Origin of the sequence: Bacillus mexicanus (assembly GCF_050445615.1) — a bacterium.
Lineage (GTDB): Bacteria > Bacillota > Bacilli > Bacillales > Bacillaceae > Bacillus > Bacillus mexicanus.
On sequence record NZ_JBCEYV010000001.1, the window covers coordinates 346,007 to 364,005 of the forward strand.

At 40.6% G+C, this 17,999-nt stretch carries 18 protein-coding genes and 3 pseudogenes; 5 read left to right on the forward strand and 16 right to left on the reverse strand.

Annotated features, from left to right (window positions below; translation table 11 throughout):
• The first annotated feature begins 315 nt into the window (after positions 1–315).
• Positions 316–2,349, forward strand: coding sequence for a glycoside hydrolase family 32 protein (locus AAGG74_RS01830; protein WP_429674374.1), 2,034 nt, complete (start codon positions 316–318; stop codon positions 2,347–2,349).
• A 41-nt stretch (positions 2,350–2,390) separates the two neighbouring features.
• Here AAGG74_RS01830 and AAGG74_RS01835 read toward each other — a convergent pair whose 3' ends face one another.
• The 6 genes from AAGG74_RS01835 to AAGG74_RS01860 all read right to left on the reverse strand — a co-directional run bounded on the left by AAGG74_RS01835 (position 2,391) and on the right by AAGG74_RS01860 (position 5,724).
• Complete coding sequence (locus AAGG74_RS01835; RefSeq protein ID WP_225493707.1) at positions 2,391–2,900, reverse strand: type 1 glutamine amidotransferase domain-containing protein; 510 nt, start codon at positions 2,898–2,900, stop codon at positions 2,391–2,393.
• Between the two features lie 505 nt (positions 2,901–3,405).
• On the reverse strand, positions 3,406–3,705 hold the full coding sequence (locus AAGG74_RS01840; RefSeq protein WP_429674375.1) for a spore coat protein: 300 nt from the start codon (positions 3,703–3,705) through the stop codon (positions 3,406–3,408).
• 15 nt (positions 3,706–3,720) lie between these two features.
• Positions 3,721–3,918: a hypothetical protein gene (locus AAGG74_RS01845; protein WP_429674376.1), complete on the reverse strand. Its 198-nt coding sequence runs from the start codon at positions 3,916–3,918 to the stop codon at positions 3,721–3,723.
• A gap of 19 nt (positions 3,919–3,937) precedes the next feature.
• The gene (locus AAGG74_RS01850) at positions 3,938–5,074 is read right to left on the reverse strand and encodes a zinc-dependent alcohol dehydrogenase (RefSeq protein WP_162102318.1); all 1,137 of its coding nucleotides are present in this window, start codon (positions 5,072–5,074) and stop codon (positions 3,938–3,940) included.
• An 18-nt stretch (positions 5,075–5,092) separates the two neighbouring features.
• Complete coding sequence (locus tag AAGG74_RS01855; RefSeq protein ID WP_162102319.1) at positions 5,093–5,461, reverse strand: spore coat protein; 369 nt, start codon at positions 5,459–5,461, stop codon at positions 5,093–5,095.
• Between the two features lie 17 nt (positions 5,462–5,478).
• Positions 5,479–5,724, reverse strand: coding sequence for a spore gernimation protein GerQ (locus AAGG74_RS01860; RefSeq protein WP_429674377.1), 246 nt, complete (start codon positions 5,722–5,724; stop codon positions 5,479–5,481).
• A 296-nt stretch (positions 5,725–6,020) separates the two neighbouring features.
• On the opposite strand from AAGG74_RS01860, the gene ant(6) reads away from it, so the two are divergent.
• Both ant(6) and AAGG74_RS01870 read left to right on the forward strand, forming a co-directional pair.
• Positions 6,021–6,875 (forward strand): aminoglycoside 6-adenylyltransferase, encoded by an 855-nt coding sequence (ant(6), locus tag AAGG74_RS01865; protein WP_429674378.1) that lies wholly within the window; start codon positions 6,021–6,023, stop codon positions 6,873–6,875.
• 68 nt (positions 6,876–6,943) lie between these two features.
• Complete coding sequence (locus AAGG74_RS01870; RefSeq protein ID WP_429674379.1) at positions 6,944–7,219, forward strand: barstar family protein; 276 nt, start codon at positions 6,944–6,946, stop codon at positions 7,217–7,219.
• Between the two features lie 130 nt (positions 7,220–7,349).
• Here the strand turns inward: AAGG74_RS01870 and AAGG74_RS01875 are convergent.
• Positions 7,350–7,748, reverse strand: a pseudogene (locus tag AAGG74_RS01875) (sigma-70 family RNA polymerase sigma factor); the annotation flags it as partial.
• Positions 7,748–7,953 (reverse strand): annotated as a pseudogene (locus AAGG74_RS01880) (hypothetical protein); the annotation flags it as partial. The pseudogenes AAGG74_RS01880 and AAGG74_RS01875, both read right to left, overlap by 1 nt.
• Positions 7,954–8,079: 126 nt before the next feature.
• Between AAGG74_RS01880 and AAGG74_RS01885 the strand changes: the two are divergent.
• Positions 8,080–8,616, forward strand: coding sequence for an ATP-binding protein (locus AAGG74_RS01885; RefSeq protein ID WP_429674380.1), 537 nt, complete (start codon positions 8,080–8,082; stop codon positions 8,614–8,616).
• 362 nt (positions 8,617–8,978) lie between these two features.
• Here AAGG74_RS01885 and AAGG74_RS01890 read toward each other — a convergent pair whose 3' ends face one another.
• Genes AAGG74_RS01890 through AAGG74_RS01915 form a run of 6 tightly spaced genes read right to left on the reverse strand, consistent with a single transcriptional unit; the run spans position 8,979 to position 15,820 of the window.
• Positions 8,979–9,971, reverse strand: a complete 993-nt coding sequence (locus AAGG74_RS01890; protein ID WP_429674381.1) for a carbohydrate kinase family protein — start codon at positions 9,969–9,971, stop codon at positions 8,979–8,981.
• Positions 9,946–11,445 carry a glycoside hydrolase family 32 protein gene (locus tag AAGG74_RS01895; RefSeq protein ID WP_429674382.1) on the reverse strand — a complete coding sequence of 500 codons (1,500 nt, stop codon included), beginning with the start codon at positions 11,443–11,445 and terminating at the stop codon, positions 9,946–9,948. Before AAGG74_RS01895 ends, AAGG74_RS01890 begins: the two co-directional genes overlap by 26 nt.
• Positions 11,438–12,694 (reverse strand): MFS transporter, encoded by a 1,257-nt coding sequence (locus AAGG74_RS01900; protein WP_429674383.1) that lies wholly within the window; start codon positions 12,692–12,694, stop codon positions 11,438–11,440. Before AAGG74_RS01900 ends, AAGG74_RS01895 begins: the two co-directional genes overlap by 8 nt.
• A 31-nt stretch (positions 12,695–12,725) precedes the next feature.
• Complete coding sequence (locus AAGG74_RS01905) at positions 12,726–13,574, reverse strand: carbohydrate ABC transporter permease (protein WP_429674384.1); 849 nt, start codon at positions 13,572–13,574, stop codon at positions 12,726–12,728.
• Positions 13,571–14,509 carry a carbohydrate ABC transporter permease gene (locus AAGG74_RS01910; RefSeq protein WP_162102328.1) on the reverse strand — a complete coding sequence of 313 codons (939 nt, stop codon included), beginning with the start codon at positions 14,507–14,509 and terminating at the stop codon, positions 13,571–13,573. Before AAGG74_RS01910 ends, AAGG74_RS01905 begins: the two co-directional genes overlap by 4 nt.
• A gap of 12 nt (positions 14,510–14,521) precedes the next feature.
• Positions 14,522–15,820 carry an ABC transporter substrate-binding protein gene (locus AAGG74_RS01915; protein ID WP_429674385.1) on the reverse strand — a complete coding sequence of 433 codons (1,299 nt, stop codon included), beginning with the start codon at positions 15,818–15,820 and terminating at the stop codon, positions 14,522–14,524.
• A gap of 239 nt (positions 15,821–16,059) precedes the next feature.
• Here AAGG74_RS01915 and AAGG74_RS01920 point away from each other — a divergent pair, with 239 nt between their 5' ends.
• Positions 16,060–17,034 carry a LacI family DNA-binding transcriptional regulator gene (locus AAGG74_RS01920; RefSeq protein ID WP_162102330.1) on the forward strand — a complete coding sequence of 325 codons (975 nt, stop codon included), beginning with the start codon at positions 16,060–16,062 and terminating at the stop codon, positions 17,032–17,034.
• A gap of 148 nt (positions 17,035–17,182) precedes the next feature.
• On the opposite strand, the pseudogene AAGG74_RS01925 reads toward AAGG74_RS01920, so the two are convergent.
• Together AAGG74_RS01925 and AAGG74_RS01930 are read right to left on the reverse strand one after the other, a co-directional pair.
• A pseudogene (locus tag AAGG74_RS01925) lies at positions 17,183–17,431 on the reverse strand (IS3 family transposase); the annotation flags it as partial.
• A gap of 155 nt (positions 17,432–17,586) precedes the next feature.
• Complete coding sequence (locus tag AAGG74_RS01930) at positions 17,587–17,874, reverse strand: hypothetical protein (RefSeq protein WP_162102331.1); 288 nt, start codon at positions 17,872–17,874, stop codon at positions 17,587–17,589.
• Between the last annotated feature and the right edge of the window lie 125 nt (positions 17,875–17,999).

Below are 17,999 nucleotides of genomic sequence, written 5' to 3' on the forward strand. Positions count from 1 at the left end.
CTGAAAAAATATTTGGTGAAGAAAGGAATGAAATCATTTTGTTCACAATAAAGGATAAAAGAATGCCCAAACCGTTAGACACATTATGCCGGATGCGCTGCCTCTAGGGTTAATATTATTGGAGGCATGGATGCTGCGTAAAGGAGTGATTGGGCTGGATTTCAGCATAAGTTTTAAGGTTAGAAAGAAGAGAGAAACTGCATATATCAACGATTCGATAATAGCGAAACAGAGGAGAATGTCCAGCAGCAGATCAATTTGCACAGCAGTTTCTCTTCGAAGTGTTCAAGCATGAAGAGAGGAGCGAAGAAACAAATGAAAAAGAGGTTTTCCCAAGTTATTATTATGTTCACTTTGCTGTTTTCGATGGCATTTCCGGTTAAGGCGGCCAACCCAAGCTACTATGATGAAGATCACCGTCCTCAATATCATTTCACGCCGGAGGCTAACTGGATGAATGATCCTAACGGGATGGTATATTATGCCGGAGAGTACCACTTGTTTTATCAATACCATCCATATGGGCTTCAGTGGGGGCCCATGCATTGGGGGCATGCCGTAAGCAAAGATTTGGTTACGTGGAAGCACCTTCCTGTTGCGCTGGCTCCGGATGAGAAAGGCACGATCTTTTCTGGAAGCGCAGTTGTAGACACGAATAACACAAGCGGTTTTCAAACAGGCAAAGAGAAGCCGCTTGTGGCAATCTATACACAGGATCGGGAAGGCCATCAAGTGCAAAGCATCGCATACAGCAATGATAAAGGAAGAACGTGGGTAAAATATGCAGGCAATCCTGTCATTCCAAACCCGGGAGCAAAAGATTTTCGTGACCCGAAAGTTTTTTGGTATGAAAAAGAAAATAAGTGGGTGATGGTGCTCGCGGCCGGTGACCGTATTCTTATTTATACATCCAAAAATCTGAAGCAGTGGACGTATGTAAGTGAGTTTGGACAGGGGCAAGGGAGTCATGGGGGAGTATGGGAGTGCCCGGATTTGTTTGAGCTTCCGGTAGACGGCAATTCAAATCGAAAAAAATGGGTAATGCAGGTCAGTGTCGGGAACGGAGCGGTTTCGGGAGGATCAGGCATGCAATATTTTGTAGGAGACTTTGATGGAACTTATTTTAAAAACGAAAATCCGTCAAACAAAGTTCTCTGGACGGATTACGGCAAAGACTTTTATGCGGCTGTATCCTGGTCTGATATTCCAGCCTCAGATGGCCGGCGGCTGTGGTTAGGGTGGATGAGCAATTGGCAATACGCCAATGATGTGCCTACCTCCCCATGGAAAAGTGCAGCATCCATTCCAAGAGAACTAAAATTGAAAGCGTTTACTAATGGCGTTAAGATCGTCCAAATGCCAGTAAAGGAGCTGCAAGCCATTCGCGGGGATTCTAAGAAGTGGAAAAATCAGACCGTATCGTCCGCAAGTCAAAATGTGTTAAGAGGCCTATCTGGAGATGCGTATGAGTTACAAGCAGAATTTCAAGTGAGCCCAGGTTCAGCTGCTGAATTTGGTTTTAAAGTTCGAACTGGCAGAAATCAATTCACAAAAGTCGGGTATGATCGAAAGAACAGCAAACTGTTCGTTGACAGGAGCGAGTCAGGGAACGTCACCTTTCATCCAACCTTTCATACCGGACAACAAACAGCTCCCCTGAAGCCAGTAAACGGAAAGATTAAGATGCGTATGTTTGTTGACCGCTCTTCAGTTGAAGTGTTTGGAAATGACGGGCAGCAGGTCATAACCGATATCATTCTTCCAGATCGATTAAGCAAAGGTCTTGAATTATATGCTGTAAAGGGCGGTGTAAAGCTAAAATCCTTAACGATATATCCTTTGAAAAAGGTGTGGGGAACATCACCTTTTGTCTCGAATGTGACTGGCTGGACGGCAGTAAATGGCACGTGGGCTGACACAATAGAGGGAAAACAAGGGAGATCGGACGGTGATTCCTTTATTTTGTCTTCAGCATCCGGGTCTGACTTTACCTATGAATCAGATATTACTATTAAGGATGGAAATGGGAGAGGAGCAGGGGCGCTTATGTTTCGCTCTGACAAATACGGAAAAAATGGTTACCTCGCCAACGCGGATGCGAAAAATGACTTAGTGAAATTCTTTAAGCTTGAGAATGGCGTTGCTTCTATTATTGCCGAATACAAAACGCCAATTAAGGTAAATAACAAGTATCATCTGAAAACGGAGGCCGAGGGCCATCACTTTAAAATCTATTTAGACGATCGTCTTGTGATCGACGTGAATGATTCCTCATTCTCAAAAGGGCAATTTGGCTTGAATGTGTGGGATGCGACTGCTGTCTTTCAGAATGTAAACAAGGAGTCTTAAGTTGAAAAAAGGCACAGACCGAAGCGGCCTGTGCCTTTTTGTTATTTCAACAAATTCAATGATTCGCGGTTAAATGCTTCCAAATCATCGGGGGTTCTGCTTGTGACAATGTTGTGGCTGACGATGACTTCTGCATCTTTGTAGTTTGCGCCGGCATTGATTAAATCTTTGCGAATGCTGCGATAGCCTGTAATCTCTTTGTCTTTCAGAAGATCGGTATCAATCAGCACTTGCGGGCCGTGGCAAATAGCGAAAACAGGTTTTTTATTTTCAACAAATGCTTTCGCGAATTCACCAGGACGGTCGTCAGCGCGAAGCAAATCTGGGGAGAATCCGCCAGGAATTAAAAGCGCATCAAATTCACTTGCATCCGCATCAGAGATGGCTTTATCGATTTTCACTTTTTCTCCATGCTTACCTGTAACTTCTTTACCAGCCTCCACATCAATGTTTGTGATACTATGGCCAGCTTCCTGGTACGCTTTTACCGGACTCGTATATTCGATATCTTCGAATTGGTCTGTAACGAGAACTGCAATTTTTTTACTCATATCAAAAACCTCCTATATCCTTCTATGTCTATAGAATAACAAGGGGATTCGCTTTTTTTCAAAAAATTTGCTTATGGAGATCGTTTTTTTCGTGAATTTCTACTCCGTAAAAAGCTGGTCAGGCCTAACCCATTTTTGAGATGTGCAATATGGAATATCAATTACAAATTGATAATGGATTTTCCTTCGGAGGATACGTTCTGTGCATTGTCTGCTTTGTCAATGCTGATGAAGTTTAAGTTTCTGCAATTGCCGACAAGTGAACCAGCAAGGTTGAGGGTCTCGGATTATTTCTTTGATTGTCATTCTTGCGTTGCACTCGCACTCACATGCAAATAAGAGCTGAAGGAGTGGACAAAGGTCAAACAAGTATTGCGGGCGGCAGAAGACGAGCTGGGAAGGAGTCCTGTATTTGGTGACTCATGGCGCTTCAACTTTTTTAAAAATCAGCTGAGCAACAGCCGGAGTCAACTTGACTGTTCCTCAGCAAATCAATCATTTTATCTTAAAGGGTTGGCAACTGAATCGCAGTTTCTATATTTTGTAAATTCAATTTGACTTGTTCGTCTGTGTTCCAAGGGTGGTACCAGCCTTTTTCCATCATATAACTTGAGAGTTGCTCGTGCATATCAAGAGCTTCCTCTAAGTGGCGGGTAAGGATCTCTTTTACTTCAGGCGTTCCAGCTTCCGTTGCGGCCATCGCATAATTCCTGACTTCGCTTTTTGCTGCAATTAATAAGTCCATGGCAATGATTTGGTCTGTTAAAACGTTCATGCCGGTCAGGTGTTCAATGATAGGGTTCATGATTTACTCATCTCCTCAGTTAGGCTTTGCATTAGATAATATAGAGGCGAATTCCTGCAGTTGCCGTGAAGTGGTGTCAACGTCTTGCTGCATGATTTCTTTAAGCTTTGGATCAGATACCAGCGCCTTCATTGTTTTGGCTTTCGTTAAACAAAGTGTTTTAAATGCTGTCATTTCTTGAACCTCAAGCACTTCATGTAAGGCGTATTCCATTTCTGTAACCTCCATTTTTTTAAGGTTTTAACACAACTTTTATACAATCATCCATTTTTGTATCAAAAATGTCATAGCCGTGCTTGGCCTCACTAAGCGGGAGGACATGACTTACAACATCGCCCGGATCAATTTTACCTGTTGATACTAATTCAAACATATATGGCATGTAATGGATGACAGGGGCTTGTCCAGAGCGTATATTGATGTTTCGCTGCATGATATCACCTAGCGGAAAACCGTTATATCTGCCGCCATACACTCCTGTAATTTGGATGGTTCCTCCTTTTCGAACGGCTTGGGAAGCGATAACCAATGCACTCATCGTTCCGCCATGAAGCTTTAATCCGCTGGCAAGGAACTCTAGATCGTTCATTTTCCCATCCATCCCAACAGCGTCAATGACAACATCCGCTCCGCCTTTGGTGATCTCTTTCAAGTAACTCCCTGTATGTTCATGTTCTTCAAAATTAACGATTTCGACTTTGTTTGTTCGTTTGGCATGCTGTAAGCGATAGTTTACATAGTCAACGGCTATGACGCGTTTTGCGCCCTTCAGCCAACAAAATTTCTGAGCAAACAGACCGACTGGTCCGCAGCCGAGAACGATAACTGTATCTCCATCTTTTACCCCCGCGTTGTCAACACTCCAGAAGCCGGTCGTCATGGCATCGGATATCACGCTTAGCTTCTCATCGGGTTCCTCGCAAGTTTCAGGTATTTTAAAATGGGTGAAATTCGCAAAGGGCACTCTTAAATATTCAGCCTGCCCGCCTGGATAACCGCCTGTTTGCCCTGAGTAGCCGAAATAGGCGCCCATATCCCCATTGTCATTAGATTGATCGCATTGGCTTTCCAGTTGGTTTTTACAGAAAAAGCATTCACCGCAGGCGATGTTAAAAGGAATAATAACGCGGTCGCCTTTTTTCACCTTTGTAACCCCTGATCCAACTTCTTCAACGATTCCCATCGGTTCATGGCCGATGACATAGTCTTCTTGCATATTGGGAATCATTCCATGGATTAAATGTAAATCTGACCCACAGATGGCGGTACTTGTGACTTTTACAATCATGTCATCGGATTTTTCAATCTTTGGATCTGGAACATCTTTGACAACAACATTTTTAATGCCTTGATACGTTACTGCCTTCATGCTGTATAACCTCCAGTGTTAATGTTCATCAGGTGTCCGGTCAAACATCCCTTTTCGATTTGTTTCTTCAGGAAAAAGATCCATGTTGCCGACCATAATCGTGTTTTTTGCAGAGAGCTGATCCAGCTTATATTGTTCACTCAGCTCATATGGATGGAACCATTTTTTACTTATCATCAGTTCTGTTATTTCTTGGTGCGTTGCGATTCCTTGCATGAGCTGTTTCCGAAGCAAGGCTCTTACATCTGGTGAAGCAGTTTCGGTCAAGGCTACAGCAGTATTTCTCACGCCTTCTTTGGCGCGAATAAGAAAATCCATCGCAAATGTAGTGTCTGCAAGTTCAGGCACATTAAGAGAATTAATGGGGTCTAAATGATCTTGATTCAAAAGTGTTTCCCTTCCTTTCAATTAATGATTGGCGTTGGACGGCTTTGAGGAACAGGAGCCTGAAATGATGCGCGCTCGTAAACGGCTTGTAAATCAGTAAGGTCTTGAATGGATTGCTGCACATCTTTTTGCATGAAGTCCTTAAGGTCTTGGTCAAATACAAGCCCCTGCATTAATTTCGATTTCGTTATACAAAGTGTTTTAAAGTTAATGATTTCATGTAAGTCTACAGCCTCGTGAGCAGCTAATGTTTGATGATCCATCGTATTTTAACCTCCTTTAATCAACGTTACGTTTCCCGAAAGGAGGGTGAAGTATACAGAGAGAACTTTTTGCTGCTATAAATGGCATCACATTTTTTCTTGGCGCAACTGATCCGATTATGCTTTGTCACTAGGAATGATGGGATAAACAAAAGTTTGAAATGCAGCTAAGAATATTTCCTGACAATAATTGATAACAAAAAGAATTTGTTTCATAATGAGATCAATATTTCCGTTATGGAGTTAGAACTAGTTGCGCTGCAAAAAGAAAAGGGTGGAACGGAGGAAGACCGACAATGCGAAGTGAACAGGAAATGATGGACATGTTTTTAGACTTTGCTTTGGATGATGAAAGAATACGCTTGGTTACTTTGGAAGGTTCACGTACAAACAAAAATATTCTCCCTGACCACTTCCAAGACTATGATATTTCGTATTTTGTCACTGATATGGATTCTTTTACGGAAAATGATCTGTGGCTCGAACTCTTTGGGAGTCGAATAATGATGCAAAAACCTGAAGATATGGAGCTTTTCCCTCCTGAATTAGATCATTGGTTTTCATACATCATTCTTTTTGAAGATGGCAACAAAGTGGATCTAACCCTTATTCCAATTCATGAAGCGGAAGGATATTTTGCTAAGAATGATGGTTTGGTTGAGGTGTTGCTTGATAAGGATGTTTTCCTCAAAAATAAAGTGACACCAAATGATCATCAATATTGGATCAAAAAGCCAAGTGCAAGGGAATTTGATGATTGCTGTAATGAGTTCTGGATGGTTTCGACTTACGTAGTAAAAGGATTAGCAAGAAAAGAAATCCTTTTTGCTATTGACCATTTAAATGAAATCGTCCGCCCTAATGTATTGAGAATGATGGCTTGGCATATCGCATGGCAGCAAGGATATACATTTAGTATGGGGAAGAATTATAAATTTATTAATCGTTACCTTTCAAATAAAGAGTGGGAAGAGCTAATGGCTACATATTCTGTGAATAATTATCAAAAAATGTGGAAGTCTTTATTTGCTTGTTATACATTATTTAGAAAATATTCAAAAGCTGTATCAGGAGAACTTGGATATCAGTATCCAGATTACGATAAAGGCATCACAAAGTATACGGAAGGGATTTATAGCTCGTTAAAGTGATCGTCTTCTGAGCTAGGGGGCGGCAAAAAGAAATAAGATTGCGATTAATGATGGAGGGCATAGTTTTAATGAAAAAAATAATAATAGATGGAAAAGACACTGAACATAAAGATGCTTTACACGATGCTTTAAAAGATAAATTAGATTTTCCAGATTACTATGGGGGAAATTTAGACGCTTTATGGGATTGCCTTACAGGGTGGATAGAATTGCCGCAAACTTTAGTCTGGAGGAATTTTGAGTGCAGTAAAAAGTTTTTAGGTTCATACGCTGATCTTGCATTAGAAGTATTACAAGAGGCTCAAGAAGAATTAGAAGGTGAGTTTTATATCATAGTAGAGTAGGCTTTTTTGTTTTGCTCAGCCTTGAAAAGCAAAACAAGAGTGGAGTCAGTTCCAAACTGTCGTGTTTTTTATTTGTTTTCGTTTAAAAGAATAAAATAAAGAAAGCCGGAATCGTCATCCGGCTCCCTAATTATTTCCCCTTAGCTTTCTTCCGCTTTTCCTTCTCCGCCCGATAAAACTCATGAAACATCTTCATCAGCGCCCGTTTTTCAATCCGCGATACATAGCTGCGCGAGATACCGAGTTCCTTGGCAATCTCACGCTGCGTTTTTTCCTTCTTCAAATCAAGCCCAAAGCGCCCGACAATCACTTCCTTCTCACGGTCATCTAAAATGTCAATGTATTGCTTTACTTTTTCAAGCTCCATATTGAGCTGAATCGTATCAATCACATCTTCATTTTCTGATTTCAAAACGTCGATCAGACTTATTTCATTCCCTTCCTTATCCTGCCCGATCGGATCATGAAGGGAGACGTCTTTTTTGGTTTTTTTCAATGCGCGCAAATGCATGAGGATTTCATTATTCATTACAAAAGGGGGGAGCGCAGATTTCCCGTAACTGTTTGATTAAATACATGTTCAGCCAGCTTCCATTACGTAACATGGAAGTTGGAATGCAAAAGTGCATACCATGTACAGTTCGGCTTTTTCAGCTGTCCAAGCATATGTTATAAATTCCGCTATGTTTAAGTGCGAAGCTTGTAACAGGTTCAAACGACAGCCTAATATCTAAGCATTATTCTTTAAACACACATCTGGATTTCTCTAGACAAGCAAAGGTCTTTGAGGATTTATGTCAAAATAATAGTAAGTCCCTTATCAAACAGGGAATTTGGTTGCTTAATAAGGAGGGGGAACTATGAAAAAAAACATTCACATATTAGGAGCCTCTGGTGTCGGAACTTCAACATTGGGTGTTGCATTATCAAAGCATTTGCCTCATATGCATTTTGATACTGATGATTACTATTGGATAGATAAATTCACTAAAAAAAGAGAAATTCCTGCAAGAAGAAAGTTGCTTGAAAAAGACTTAACAATAAATGAGAAATGGATTCTTTCTGGTGCAGTGTGTCGCTGGGGCGATGATCTAAAAAGTTATTTTGACCTTGTCGTCTTCTTATGGGTTCCACAAGATATACGGCTTGAGAGATTAAGGCAAAGGGAATTTCAGCGTTATGGAAACGAAGTGTTAGCCGGTGGCAGTAAATATGAACAATCAAAAACATTTTTAGAGTGGGCTTCTTTATATGATAATGCTGGAATGGAAGTTAGAAGTAAAGCTTTACACGAACATTGGATGTCAGATTTATCATGTCCTGTGTTAAAAATTGAAGGCGATCATTCAGTTAATGAAAGAGTTGACCGTGTCTTGGATTATCTGAATTCCAAATAAACTAATGGATAGTAGATTTGTACACTAGGACCAAGCATACAATTATCACCAAATCGGACTCCACATACATCTAAAAAGATTATCACCTACATAAGTGTTATATCCATAAAAACCCAATATCAGGTTGCATATATACGTTTTCTCCTGATGAATCAAGTAACTCTTTCAATAATTACCTCGTTTAACGACTTCGGTTTCTGTAGTTTGATTGTCAATTCTAACAAATTGACTTGCTTTTGTCTGTCTTTTGTTAACTCGGAGTCCGAGTTATGTATTCATAATGTAAGATTGTAAGAGTCGGTACGGCGCAAGAGAAATAATCCACTCTTCTTTAATAATATGAGTGGATTATTTCTAAATTCTTATTTTTCTTCGATTTCTGTCTTAGCCGAAATAAAGTCCAGTACATGCTGTCTGCCTGGTGCAGCGTGAATTGCTCCTTTTACAGAAGCAGTGAGGGCTCCGCTTGCATTTGCAAACGTCAGCAAGCGCCGGTGATGTTTACCTATTTGTTCGCATAGTGTCGCCTTTGATATGCCGATTGACATCAACTCAGATAAAAAACCGCCGATAAAGGCATCACCCGCACCGGTTGTATCCGAAACAGCGACTTTAAACCCTTTATGTTTGTACGCCTCGCCATTTTTTAAATAAATCGCCGCACCGTTGCTTCCTTTTGTCAGAACAACGACGTTAACATGTCCGGTGAAAAGCGATGTGACTGCTTCTTGTTCGTCATCAATGTTTGAGATAAACTTCAGCTCCTCATCGGACACTTTTACGATATCCGCAAGAGGTAAAAACCTCTGAATGGTTTCACGGCAGCTTGCCTCATCAGGCCATAAAGGAAGCCTGATATTGGGGTCAAAGCTTATGATGCCACCAATGTTTTGAAAGTCCCTAATAACTTTGATATGGGCTTGTTTCATTGGGCTGTCAACTAAATCGATTGAACAAAAGTGAAGCATATCTCCTTGGTTAAACCTTTCTGACATCAACTCATCCGGTGAAAGCAGCAAATCGGCGGCATTTTTTCGATAAAAATGGAAACTCCTTTCCCCAGACTTGTCTACGGATACAAATGCCAATCCGGTTTCGCCTTCATCACTTTGAATCATATAAGAAGTATCTACGCCATTTTCTTTAAGTACGCCAACTATATAATCCCCGAAATGATCGTTAGCAATCTTCGTCAGCATGACGGCATGCGCACCGTATTTTGCAGCAGCGATTGCCGCATTCATCGGCGCACCGCCGGCAACGCGTTCAAAGGATGTGACATCTTGTAAAGCCTTTTCTTTTTGGACGGGAATAAAATCAATCAGTGTTTCACCTATGCAAAATATTTTTTTCATGCGAATCATCTTCCTTCCAAATGTCTTTTAAAGTCCAATAGGTGAACTCTTCAAGCCTTACAGCGCCTTTCTCAGAAAACAGCTCAATTCCCAATCGGCCTTCTTTCGGATAAATGCGGCTTGTCATCGTTGTTTCCCCATGGTTGGAGAATACTTCAATCGAGGATCTGTCAATAAATATACGAAGTGTCAGCTTTCCATTTGCTTCTAGCGGCGCATTTCTCACACTGTCTCGAGATTTCCCCATCTTAGAGCAATCGAGTGAGAGCTTTTGATCAGTTATGCTGTATGTGATAGCTGTTTCTTCTTCTTCAAGGCCTCGAATCTTCAAACCTACTGATTTCGCATTACAATCTGTTAAGTCATACACGACTTGAATTTCAAGCAGCTCTTCGGCTGTTTTTGCCAAGTAATTCCCTGAGATCAACTGATCAGCACAATCCAGATGTTTTGATTCTCTCAGTAACTTAGTTTCTTCCACAGGATTCATCAAAATTTTATGATCATCCCGCAATGTTAACTCTCTCGGCAATGTCAAAGCACCGCACCATCCATCTGCTTTTGTCGGCATCTCAGATTCCCACATATCCATCCAGCCTATGGCAATTCTGCGTCCTTTATCATCTAGTAACGTTTGTACAGCATAGAAGTCATGGCCGTAATCCAGCTCTGTAAAAGCCCCGTATACAAAGTCATTTGTTGCCTCATCATATTCTCCAATTAAATAACCGGTTTGATGCAAATTCTTATATAAATCACCTTCTGCTTCAATGCCTTGAGGAGAAATCAGCAAGACATATTTGTTGCCCAATTTGAAGAAGTCAGGACATTCCCACATATAGCCGAGATTTCCATCACTTTGGGCAAGAACACCTTTGTATTCCCAATCTCGCAAATTAGGCGAGCGGTATAAAATAACTCGTCCGACGTTTTCTTTCGTTGAATTTCCGACGACCATATACCAGCTGTTACGATGCTTCCATACTTTCGGATCGCGGAAATGGCGGGAGCTATCTGCCGGCGGTTTCGCAATGACAGGGTTTTCCTGAAGCTTTTCAAACACGATCCCATCTTGACTGACAGCGATATTTTGATTTTGATAGAAAATGTCTTTCTCTTGATCTATCACATTATGCCCTGTATAAATTAAAGCAAGTTTTCCATTATAATCTACCGCGCTTCCTGAGAAACAGCCGCTTTTATCAAAAGAGTCACCAGGGGCTAAAGCCACTGGGAGATGCTCCCAATGAATGAGATCTTTGCTTTTTGCATGGCCCCAATGCATTTGTGCCCAATTCTCATCATACGGATGATGCTGATAAAAAACATGGTATTCTCCTTTATAGTGTATAAGCCCGTTCGGGTCATTTATCCAGTTAGCCCGAGGCATAATATGGTACCCCAATCGATAACGAGTGTTCATCTTTTCTTCCGCTTTTTTCAACGCTTTCTCTGCCTGTTTGATTCTATCCATTTGTGACATCCTCTCTATATCTGTTTTTTTGAAAAGGTTGAGCATATGCAACGCCTTTCTTTGAATCTAGTAAAGTGAAAATTGAAATAACTGTGAAGCACAGAACCAGGGTTCCCATGAAAAGATATGTGTGACGAAAACCTATATTATCGTATAAACCACCCGCAATCGGGGAGAAAATCGACGTGCCTACTTGATTTGCAAATTGAAAGCCGACAAGGTAAAGAATTGATGAAAGACGTGTATCAAAATTCGCGGCTAAATATTTAAAAATCGCAATCAGCATGATTGGCAATTCTAAAGCATGAATAAGTTTCATCGATGAAATTCCGAATGGACCGATGACAATGCCTGACCCAATCATACGGAAAGACATCAAAAGCCCCGCGAGAATCAAGCTTTTTTTAGGGCCGAGTCTATTCACTATAAAGGGGGCCAGAAACAACATGCCTGCCTCAATAAATACTTGAAATGAGTTTAAATATCCAAATATCTGATTCCCCATAGTCGATGTGGGGAATAAAGAAGCGTAGTAAATCGGGAATTGCTGATCATAGACGCCGTATACACATGTCACCCCGATGACGTATAACATTAAAAACCAAAAGTCTTTTAATAGAAAGAGTCCTCCTACGTCTTTTAACCGGATCGAATCCGCTCTTTCCTTATCATAATCCGTCATCTCAATTTTTATAGACATAATAATGGCTACCAATATAACTGCTGAAAGGGAAGCAATCCAGAAATTGATATTCGGATTGATATTGAACAGCTGTCCCGCAAAAAAAGTTGCTGCGGCCCAGCCGAGTGACCCCCACATCCTTGTCTTGCCGTATTCGAACTGATATTTTCGGCTGACCTTTTCAATATAGGTTTCAATAGCGCCAACTCCCGCAAGAAAAGCAGTTCCTAGATAAATACCGCCGACAATAGCGCCAAGGAAGACATCATACTGTAAAAGAGGTCCGTAGATAAAAATATAAAACGGACCGGTAAAAACGATAAGTATACTAATGATAAATAATATGTTTTTCTTCAGCCCAAGTTTATCAGAGATAAAGCCGTATAGAGGCTGCATGCACAAAGTAAAGAGAGCGTTTACAGAAAAAATAATCCCAGTCGCCGATCCATTCAATTTGACTTCCTGTCCCAACCAAATTGCAAACAAAGAGTAGCTTGAGGACCATGTGAAAAAGAAAAAGAAAAGATAAGCACTCAGTTTCCAATACAGACTTTTTGAGCTTTTCATATCTACAGCTCCTTTAACCCGACATTGATATCTATTTTATACCAGTCCCTGAACCGCTAAGACCTTCCAAAATGTAGCGCTGAGCCACAATATAAATCAAGATCAATGGGATGGTGGAAATCGTCAATACAGCCATAACTTGATTTGTGTAGACAGGCTCTGTGCTGTTGATAGCAGTAATCGCAACTTGAATCGGAAATTTCGACTTATCCGTCAAAACCATTAGCGGCCAAATATAATCATTCCAGCTGCCGATAAAGGCTAAGGTTCCGACAGTGGCGACAGCTGGTTTAGACATCGGTATCATAATCCGCCAGAAGATTTGCCATGTATTTGCCCCGTCAAGCTTGGCAGATTCAATCATTTCCTCGGGAATGGCCATAAAAAAGTTACGGAACAAATAAATATTGAAGGCACCCGCTAACGCTGGCAAAATAACGGCAAGGCGTGTATCGACCAGACCAATTTTATGAATAATTGTAAACTGTGAGATTAAAATTGTTTCAAACGGTACAATTAAAAGCGCCAACAAAATGCCAAAGAGCATCTTTTTCCCTGTAAATTTCAGTTTGGCGAATGCAAACCCTGCCATTCCGTTAATCACAACAGATCCAGCTGCAACGCACAAACCATAAAAAAGACTGTTGCCAATATACATAAGCAAATCAAACCGAGTCAGCACTTCCCTATAGGATAAAAACCATTCTGCCAGATGAAGAGAGGGCAGGAAGGCTTTGAAGCTATTCATATTGTTGTAAATTTCCGCTTCCGGTTTCATTGAGGATGCAATCATCCAAATGAGCGGAAAAATAAATAGTACGGCCAGCAAAACAAGACACGTATACTCCAGAATTGTCAATGGCCCGAACTTACGTCTCAATGATCTTCATCCTCCTTAACCAGCTTGCGTTGTGCGAGTGTCACCAATCCAATAATCGTTCCAAACAAGAGCGCGACCGAGCTTGCATATCCGACCATTCGATCGGTAAATCCAGTTTGATAAATATAATAGACAACTGTCATCGTTGAATTGACTGGTCCGCCCTGAGTCATAACCATCGGCTGAACAAGGAGTTTAAACGCGCTGATCAGCGTTGTGATAAAGATAAAAACAGATGTCGGTTTTAACAAAGGTAGTGTAATGTAAATAAAACGCTGCCATTTATTCATACCATCTAATTGCGCTGCCTCGTAGACATCCTCGGGAATATTTTGCAATCCAGCTAAAAAAATGAGCATTTGAAAACCTGCTCCCTGCCAAGCGGAAACGACAACGATCGTAAAGATTGCTTGCTTAGGGCTCGTCAAGAAAGGCTGTGGTGATAGTCCGAAGTGCGCCAATACATTATTTATCATCCCTTCATTCGGATTCAGCAAGTACATCCACAAAACGGAGATGACAACCAGTGACATGACGACAGGACTAAAGTATGCGACTTTGAAAAAAGCATTGGCTTTGCGTTTTTTATTCAATAGGAGGGCAAGCCCGAGTGCTGCCCCGATCTGTAACGGCATTAGAAAGACAACAAATGTAATGGTGTTGCCCAAACTTTTTAAGAATATCGGATCCTGAAAAAGTTTGATGAAATTATCAAAGCCGATAAACTTACGCAAATCAGGCGTCAATAAGTAGTAATCTGTAAATGCGTAGTACACAGCCATGATGGAAGGAATCACAAGAAACATTAATAAAATAAGCAACGCCGGCCCTAAGAACATATATGCGACTGCGTTTTTCCGCCAGCTTATTTTATTCACTGTCTTTCTTTCTAATGGAAAGTCCGGCCTAGTCTCTTTCAATATTGTTTTATTCATGGCGTCCACCTGCTAGTTTGCCTTATCGATGGCAGATTGCATTTCTTTTACACGTGTATCCAGCACTTTTTGAACATCCTGATTTTGATCATAAAAGCTAATGTCATCGATTGTTTGCTGAAATGCTCGAGTTACCTGCGGATATGCCGGTGTCACCGGACGTGCATGGCCAGTTTCTTTCAGCTGCTGCATAAAGACATTCATTTCATCTGAAAATTCTTTTGTCAGCACTTTCTCTGATGAATAACGCACAGGCAGGGCGGCGATCGATCGGCTCAATTCAATATTGGAATCCTTATTCGTCATCCAATCTACTAATTTTGCTGCCCAATCCTTATTTTCAGACGCTTGTGTTATTGCGAACTGCCAGCTTCCTGAAGGAGAGACAAGCTTTTTGGTTTTTGGCGATACAGGATATGGCATCACTCCATAATCGACGTTGGAAAAGTTTGTTTTCATATCGGTTATTGTCCATACGCCGCTCATCTTCATCGGGTATTTCTCCGTTTCAAACGCTTGTTTGACAGGGGTACGTGTTGTATAGCCCTCTTTAAGCATCGTTTGTATAAACGTCATCGCGTCAGCGGTTGGTTTTTTGTTAAAGACGCCATCCGCTTTCTTCCCGTTTTCTGATAGAATATTCCCGCCAGCTGACCAAACAAATGGTAAGAGCGCATAAGTCAATATTTCGTCTTTTGACTGTAATTGCATATCGATAGCTGGTTTATCGTATTTATTTTTCAGCTTTTTGCAAAGCTCAAGAAATTCTTTCCATGTCCAAGGATCTTTTACTGTTGGCAGCGCTTTCAAATCAACCCCGGCATCCTTAAGCATTTTTTTGTTATAGTAGATGCCGACCGACGATTCACTGACGCCGATGGCATACAGTTTACCTTGGTAGGTGCCTTGTTGCTTAATGCTTGGCAATAAATCATCCTGATCTTTAACATACTCATCCATTGGTGCAATAACGCCAGATTTCGCATAAGCCGCAGTATTTGGTCCGTCCAAAGTGATGACATCAGGCAGCGTGTTCGTTGTGAGTGCCGCATTCACTTTGTCTTCATAACCTCCGCCGTTACCGCTTCGGGGGATGAATTCAATTTTTGCCTCGACATTTTCTGAAGCGAACTTTTTATTAAAGGCATCCACCCTTTTTTTATAAACCTTGCCTTCTTCGTTATCATCAGATACATGCACCCACATCGAAATCGTTTTCTTTCCGCCGCTATTTGCACTTTCGTTTTTATTACAACCCCAAACTGAAAACATGAACAACAATGACAAACTTCCTAACAATAACCTTTTCATCTTCGTTATTTTCCCTCCTTTTCCACAAATTATAAAAGCGCTTTCAAGAAGAATTGTATGTCAACCGGTTTCTTGTGTCAACCGGTTGACACAAATTTATACATCATTCTAAATTCAAGGAACAAATCTGTGTATTGCAATATGATCCTTGGAAAATCCTTGCACATGTCAGTCTGATTCTCTAAAATAAGTGCGTGATGAGTACTGTAAGCCATTTCAGTAAAGCAGGGGGAAAGGGAATGAAGCCGAGCATTCATGATGTTGCAAAAATAGCGGGAGTTTCATCTACAACCGTTTCGAGAGTACTAAATAATCGCGGCTATATTAGCGAAAAAACGAAAGATAAAGTTTACAAGGCGATGGAAGAAATCAATTACTTTCCAAATGATTTGGCCCGTTCTTTATTTCGAAAGCGTACCAATTTAATAGGGCTTGTCATTCCAAACTCCAGCAATCCGTTTTTTGGCGAACTCGCCTTTTTTATTGAAAGCATTTGCACGTCTAAGGGCTATAAACTGCTGCTTTGCAACAGTTTAAATCGAATAGATAAAGAAGAAAAATATCTCGAAATGCTGATTAGAAATCAAGTGGATGGTGTCATCGCCGTCACTTACAACCGAGGAATACTCAATTATCACCAGCAAAATCTTCCGATTGTCGCAATTGACCATTACTTATCGGAAACAGTTCCTGTCGTAGGCTCAGACAACTTTGATGGAGGCAAAAAGGCAGCAGAATTACTAATAAAAAAGGACTGTCAGCACATCGTTCACATCAGTGGGCCGATTGAACTCGAAACACCTGCAAATCTCAGGAGAAAAGCATATGAAGATGTTATGCGTGAACACGGAAGACAGCCTATTACATATGAAGTGTCGTTTCATGAAAACTACCGGAACATCATTTCAAAACTATTTGATGAACAGCCTGCAGTTGACGGAATTTTTGCCAGTGATGATATCATAGCTGCAGGGGTCATTACGGAAGCCAAAAAACGTGGAAAAGACATTCCAGGTCAATTAAAAGTGATTGGTTATGACGGTACCGAAACCATTCAGGCTATTCTGCCAGAATTGACGACTATCCAACAGCCGATCGAATTAATTTCCAAAACAGCCATTGAGATTTTAGAAAAACAAATTGAAGGCGAATTTGATGATGTGCCGCTTGAAACGTATTTGCCCATACAGCTTTTTGAAAGTGGGACGACTTAATGAACATATGAGAATCGTTCTATGAAAGTAGATGGTCTGTTTTTATATTTGATATGCATAAAATCAGAAACAAGAGTTGATTTTGAATGTTGAACCAAAATAATTCACTGGTTAAGAAAAAGTTTTGAGACAGGAATCAAAACACCTTTTAAACAGCCAATTGCCGATAGTGTAACGGTGATTGGCTGTTTAGTGTCGTTTGAATACGAATGTTGTTATCATATTGAATGTAGTCTTCGGCAGTACGCTTTTTGATGGGGGTCGGAGTTCGAACTATGCTGTTGAGATAGAACGTTTCAGAATTCTGTGTGGAATGAAACGATTCGATGGTGGCTTTATCAGCGGGCATTCCTCGGGACATGCTCATGGTAATGCCTTTTCCTTTTACAGCCCTCTGTTTGATTTCAACCGGATAAACTTACCCTTGTTCCATAGAAAAACACCTCCAAGTCTAATGTCGGATAACAATCATCCGTTTTCAAACTTGAAGGTGTTTTTTGTTTGTCTCATTTTATGGGGGCAGTCCCATTCAAGAGGACCTTTTGTATTATATTAATCCTCAATATTTTCGATTACCTGTCTAACCATCTCATGTATTTGGTCAAATTGCCATTCTACATCACCAATTACTAAATGTAACTGTAGTAATTCAGAAGTTAGTTTGTCTTTATCTTCAATTTGACTTAAGTTAGCTAAAATTTTATTCATTCTTTCATCTATTTGCGGAAGTTCTTTAATATTTTCCTCTTCCTCTAAAAGTTCTTCTGTGGAAATTAATGTACTATTATATTTTTCATTCAATTCTTTTAAAGCATTAAAGGTTTTTTCGATGTTTTTCATTTTTTATATCACCAATACTATCCTTGAACTTCACTTCACAATTAGGGTATGTTTGGATATATCTTTCTTACAATACCCCATGTTGCTTATTTTACAAAATCAGCTATCAAAAACGATTGGAGAAT

Excerpts from the sequence above, each read along its gene's own strand:
- AAGG74_RS01830 (WP_429674374.1), top strand. The coding sequence starts at position 316 with ATGAAAAAGAGGTTTTCCCAAGTTATTATTATGTTCACTTTGCTGTTT.
- AAGG74_RS01835 (WP_225493707.1), bottom strand. The coding sequence starts at position 2,900 with ATGAGTAAAAAAATTGCAGTTCTCGTTACAGACCAATTCGAAGATATC.
- AAGG74_RS01840 (WP_429674375.1), bottom strand. The coding sequence starts at position 3,705 with ATGAACCCTATCATTGAACACCTGACCGGCATGAACGTTTTAACAGAC.
- AAGG74_RS01845 (WP_429674376.1), bottom strand. The coding sequence starts at position 3,918 with ATGGAATACGCCTTACATGAAGTGCTTGAGGTTCAAGAAATGACAGCA.
- AAGG74_RS01850 (WP_162102318.1), bottom strand. The coding sequence starts at position 5,074 with ATGAAGGCAGTAACGTATCAAGGCATTAAAAATGTTGTTGTCAAAGAT.
- AAGG74_RS01860 (WP_429674377.1), bottom strand. The coding sequence starts at position 5,724 with ATGGATCATCAAACATTAGCTGCTCACGAGGCTGTAGACTTACATGAA.
- AAGG74_RS01870 (WP_429674379.1), top strand. The coding sequence starts at position 6,944 with ATGAAAAAAATAATAATAGATGGAAAAGACACTGAACATAAAGATGCT.
- AAGG74_RS01885 (WP_429674380.1), top strand. The coding sequence starts at position 8,080 with ATGAAAAAAAACATTCACATATTAGGAGCCTCTGGTGTCGGAACTTCA.
- AAGG74_RS01890 (WP_429674381.1), bottom strand. The coding sequence starts at position 9,971 with ATGAAAAAAATATTTTGCATAGGTGAAACACTGATTGATTTTATTCCC.
- AAGG74_RS01895 (WP_429674382.1), bottom strand. The coding sequence starts at position 11,445 with ATGGATAGAATCAAACAGGCAGAGAAAGCGTTGAAAAAAGCGGAAGAA.
- AAGG74_RS01900 (WP_429674383.1), bottom strand. The coding sequence starts at position 12,694 with ATGAAAAGCTCAAAAAGTCTGTATTGGAAACTGAGTGCTTATCTTTTC.
- AAGG74_RS01910 (WP_162102328.1), bottom strand. The coding sequence starts at position 14,509 with ATGAATAAAACAATATTGAAAGAGACTAGGCCGGACTTTCCATTAGAA.
- AAGG74_RS01915 (WP_429674385.1), bottom strand. The coding sequence starts at position 15,820 with ATGAAAAGGTTATTGTTAGGAAGTTTGTCATTGTTGTTCATGTTTTCA.
- AAGG74_RS01920 (WP_162102330.1), top strand. The coding sequence starts at position 16,060 with ATGAAGCCGAGCATTCATGATGTTGCAAAAATAGCGGGAGTTTCATCT.
- AAGG74_RS01930 (WP_162102331.1), bottom strand. The coding sequence starts at position 17,874 with ATGAAAAACATCGAAAAAACCTTTAATGCTTTAAAAGAATTGAATGAA.